Below are 4,090 nucleotides of genomic sequence, written 5' to 3'. Positions count from 1 at the left end.
GGGTCCGCCGCGCGGCGCCCGCTAGCCGGCCACCGCAGGTGCCCCGCTCAGCAGTCGGCGGAAGCTGATCCGGTCGTGGCCGGGGCCGTCGTAGTCGCGGTGGACGGGGACGCCGTCGCTCTCGTAGTCGCCGCCGTCCGGTACGAAGCCCATGGCGTGGTGGAAGGCGATGGACGGCTTGTTGGCCGGCGAGACGATCGCCCGTACCTCCTGTCGCCGGGCCGAACTGGCCCGGGCGAAGAACCGCCCGTACAGCGCGCGGGCGACGCCGTGCTGGCGCAGCCCCGGGTGGACGCCGACGAAGTGGATGTAGGCGGTGCCGGGCCGGTCCGGCGAGTGGAAGCCGATCAGGAAGCCGGCGAGCGGCCGGCCGGGGCGGTCGCCGGCGTCCGCGAGGCGTCCCCACAGCAGGTCGGTGAGGTGGCTGACGAGCTGTTCGCGGGGGCAGGGGCGGTCGCGCAGCCACCAGTCGCCGGCGGCGTGCATCATGCCGACGATCCCGTGCCCCCACACCCGGGCCTTCTCCTCGCCGTCCGGGCCGAGGTCCACGCGCTCCGCGATGACCCGGGCCAACTCCTCGCCGAGCCGGCGCAGCAGCGGTGCCGCGTGCCGGCCGCCCTCGAAGCCCTGCTCGGACGGGGTGCCCTCGCCCTGGTCGTCGGCCGGGTGCATGAGAAACCGGTAGACCTGGGGCCTGGCCTCGATCGCGGCCAGATAGGTGTCCAAAGTGGCCTCGACCCGGGCCCGGCGCTGGGCCGGCGCGTCCAGGGCCGCGCGCAACGCGGCGAGCAGGGCGTCGGTGTGCCGGACGGCGAGCGCCCGGTAGAGGCCGCCCTTGTCGCCGAAGTGCCGGTAGAGGATCGGCTTGGTGATGCCGGCCTCGGCGGCGATGGCGTTCATCGAGGCGCCGGGCCCGTCGCGCAGGACGACGCGGTCGGCGGCCTCCAGCAACGCGCGTCGGCGCTCTTCGGTGGCGCGCTGCTGGTTGTCGCGCTGTGTGGTGTCCATCGTGCTGCCTTCCACCCCGGTGTTCCGTGCGGCGCGCGCAACGTAACACCCGTCCGACCAGCGGCTGCCGGCCGACCTGGGAGTTGACAGTCTCTACTGGCGAGTAACAGACTCCTGTTACCGAAGGTAATGAGCGGCTGGAGGGGACATGCCGGAGTTCTCGTTCGAACTCAACGACGACCAGAAGTCCGTACGCGACTGGATTCACGGGTTCGCCCGGGACGTGATGCGCCCGGCCGCCGCCGAGTGGGACGAGCGGGAGGAGACCCCCTGGCCGATCATCCAGGAGGCCGCCAAGATCGGCATCTACTCGCTCGACTTCTACGCCCAGCAGTTCTTCGACCCCACCGGCCTCGGTGTCCCCATGACGATGGAGGAACTCTTCTGGGGTGACGCCGGCATCGCCCTGTCCATCGTCGGCACCGGGCTCGCCGCCGTCGGCGTGCTGGCCAACGGCACCGACGAGCAGATCGGCACCTGGGTGCCGCAGATGTACGGCGACGCCGACGACGTGAAGGTCGCCGCCTTCTGCTCGTCCGAGCCCGACGCCGGCTCGGACGTGGGCGCCATGCGCACCCGCGCCGTCTACGACCAGGCCACGGACGAGTGGGTGCTGAACGGCACCAAGACCTGGGCCACCAACGGCGGCATCGCGAACGTGCACGTGGTGGTCGCCGTCGTCGATCCCGACCTCGGCTCCAAGGGACACGCCTCCTTCATCGTGCCGCCGAACACGCCGGGGCTCACCCAGGGGCAGAAGTTCCACAAGCACGGCATCCGCGCCTCGCACACGGCCGAGGTGGTGCTCGCCGACGTGCGGGTGCCGGGCAGTTGCCTGCTGGGCGGCAAGGAGAAGCTGGACGAGCGGCTGGCCCGGGCGCGCGAGCGCAGCGCCCAGGGCGTCGGGTCCGAGCGCGTCAAGAACGCCGCCATGGCCACCTTCGAGGCCTCCCGCCCGGCGGTGGGCGCGATGGCGGTGGGCACGGCGCGGGCTGCGTACGAGGAGGCACTTGAGTACGCCAAGACCCGCACCCAGTTCGGCCGCCCGATCATCGACAACCAGGGTGTGGCCTTCCAACTCGCCGACATGCGCACGCACATCGACGCGGCCCGGCTGCTGGTGTGGCGCGCCTCGTGGATGGCGGCCACCGGCAAGCCGTTCACCTCGGCCGAGGGCTCGATGTCCAAGCTGTACGCGAGCGAGACGGCCAAGCAGGTCACCGCGCAGGCGATACAGATCTTCGGCGGCAACGGCTACACCCGCGACTACCCGGTCGAGCGCATGCACCGGGACAGCGCGATCTACACGATCTTCGAGGGGACCAGCGAGATCCAGCGCCTGGTCATCGCCCGCACCCTGTCCGGGCTGCCCATCCGCTGACCGCCCCGGGTTTCGGCCCACCGTGACCCGACCCGACTAGCCCTGCTCCTCTCCTCTCTGGTCTGGTCTGTTCTGGGCCGCCCCGGCCCGCCGTGCCGCCGGGGCGGCCTTCGCATGCCAGGCCGCTGCCCCGCTCCGGTGGCGCCGAACGGACGGCACCGCCGGGGACCGGCGCTGCTCGGCGACGGCGCCGTTCGGATGGCGCGATGTGGGACCGCCGTTCGGGTGAGGGGCCGGGGGAGCGGCGACCTGGCGCTTCCGGTGTCACCCGAATGGAGTACGGCCGAATTTCCCCGGTGACCCCGACACCGGGCGCTCGTGCGGCCCATCGGGCGTCCCCGTACGGGCCCCGGCCGAGGCCGCGGGGAGCGCCAGCGGTCGCCGTGTGGTGCCCGGACGCGCGCAATGGAGGCAGCACGCCCAGCGGTGTCGGTGCGTGCTCCGCGCGAAAGGAGACAGTGGCGATGACCGCACCCCGGGGCGACACCCCACAGGAGCTGTCCGGCATGCACGTGGTCGATCCGGACGGCCAGAAGGTCGGATCGGTGCAGCAGGTGTACAGCGACGACATCACCGGCGTACCGGAGTGGATCACCGTGCGGACCGGCCTGTTCGGCATGAAGGAGACCTTCGTCCCGCTGGCCGGAGCCCAGCACTCCGCGGGCGATCTGCGCGTTCCCTACAGCAAGGAAGAGATCAAGGACGCTCCGCGGATCGACGCCGCGGGTCACCTGTCCCCCGAGGAGGAGACGGAGCTCTACCGCCACTACGGGCTGCGGCACCCCACCGGGCCACCCGCCGGCCGCGGCGGCCAGGACACCGCCACGAGCCGGGACGCGCGAGCCGGGCGGAGCGGCATGGCGGGCGAGGCGGCGGCGGGCGCGGCAGGCGGTGCGGCGGGCGGCGGGGCCGCCGGGTACGCGATGGGCAGGGAGTCCGGCCAGCGCGCCGATGCCGGCGGGCCGAAGCTGGTCGGCGCGGGCGCCGGACGTGGCGCCGAGACGGGCGACGCGATGGCCAAGGAGTCCGCGTCCCGGGAGGCGAAGGACTCCGCCGACATGCGGGCCGCCAGCGGCATGAAGGAGTCAGGTGGCATGAAGAAGCCGGGTGACATGCAGGGCTCGCGCGGGATGCAGAAGGGACCCGCGGCCAAGGAGGGCGTCCAGGAGATGATCCTCTCCGAGGAGCAGGTGCGCATCGGCACCGAGGAGCACGAGAGCGGACGCGCCCGACTGCGCAAACACGTGGTGACCGAGAACGTGAGCCGCACCGTTCCTGTCAGCCACGAGGAGGTGCACCTGACCCGCGAGCCGATCACCGCGGATGACATGCGGCGCCAGGGCCGCACCGCCCGGATCGAGGACGGCACGGTGGAGGTCACGCTGCACGAGGAGCGCGCGGTGGTCCACAAGGAGACCGTGCCCGTGGAGCGCGTGCGCCTGGAGACCGAGCGGGTCACCGAACAGCAGGAGGTCTCCACCCAGATACGCAAGGAGACCGTGGAGTACGAGGGCTCCGACGGCACGGGCCGCGGACGCCGCGGCATGGGGAAGGGCGACGAGGGGAGCAAGGAGGGCCCCGAGGGCATGCGGTGAGCGACCCCACCCACCGACCCCACCCACCCGCGGGCCCCCCCCCCCCCCCGCGCGCCGGCCCCGGGGGGGGGGCGCGGGGGGGGGGCGCCCCCCCCCCCCGGCCGCC

At 73.1% G+C, this 4,090-nt stretch carries 3 protein-coding genes; 2 read left to right on the top strand and 1 reads right to left on the bottom strand.

Annotated features, from left to right (window positions below):
* Positions 1–21: 21 nt before the first annotated feature.
* Positions 22–1,008 carry a GNAT family N-acetyltransferase gene (locus tag AAHZ94_RS29620; RefSeq protein WP_349996770.1) on the bottom strand — a complete coding sequence of 329 codons (987 nt, stop codon included), beginning with the start codon at positions 1,006–1,008 and terminating at the stop codon, positions 22–24.
* A gap of 148 nt (positions 1,009–1,156) precedes the next feature.
* Between AAHZ94_RS29620 and AAHZ94_RS29615 the strand changes: the two genes are divergently transcribed.
* Together AAHZ94_RS29615 and AAHZ94_RS29610 are read left to right on the top strand one after the other, a co-directional pair.
* Positions 1,157–2,389: an acyl-CoA dehydrogenase family protein gene (locus tag AAHZ94_RS29615; protein WP_349996769.1), complete on the top strand. Its 1,233-nt coding sequence runs from the start codon at positions 1,157–1,159 to the stop codon at positions 2,387–2,389.
* A gap of 464 nt (positions 2,390–2,853) precedes the next feature.
* Complete coding sequence (locus AAHZ94_RS29610) at positions 2,854–3,984, top strand: PRC and DUF2382 domain-containing protein (RefSeq protein ID WP_349996767.1); 1,131 nt, start codon at positions 2,854–2,856, stop codon at positions 3,982–3,984.
* Positions 3,985–4,090 lie beyond the last annotated feature (106 nt).

This window comes from Streptomyces sp. HSW2009, from assembly GCF_040240285.1.
GTDB lineage: Bacteria > Actinomycetota > Actinomycetes > Streptomycetales > Streptomycetaceae > Streptomyces.
This window is presented reverse-complemented; position numbering and strand designations above follow the sequence as displayed.

Excerpts from the sequence above, each read along its gene's own strand:
- AAHZ94_RS29620 (WP_349996770.1), bottom strand. The coding sequence starts at position 1,008 with ATGGACACCACACAGCGCGACAACCAGCAGCGCGCCACCGAAGAGCGC.
- AAHZ94_RS29615 (WP_349996769.1), top strand. The coding sequence starts at position 1,157 with ATGCCGGAGTTCTCGTTCGAACTCAACGACGACCAGAAGTCCGTACGC.
- AAHZ94_RS29610 (WP_349996767.1), top strand. The coding sequence starts at position 2,854 with ATGACCGCACCCCGGGGCGACACCCCACAGGAGCTGTCCGGCATGCAC.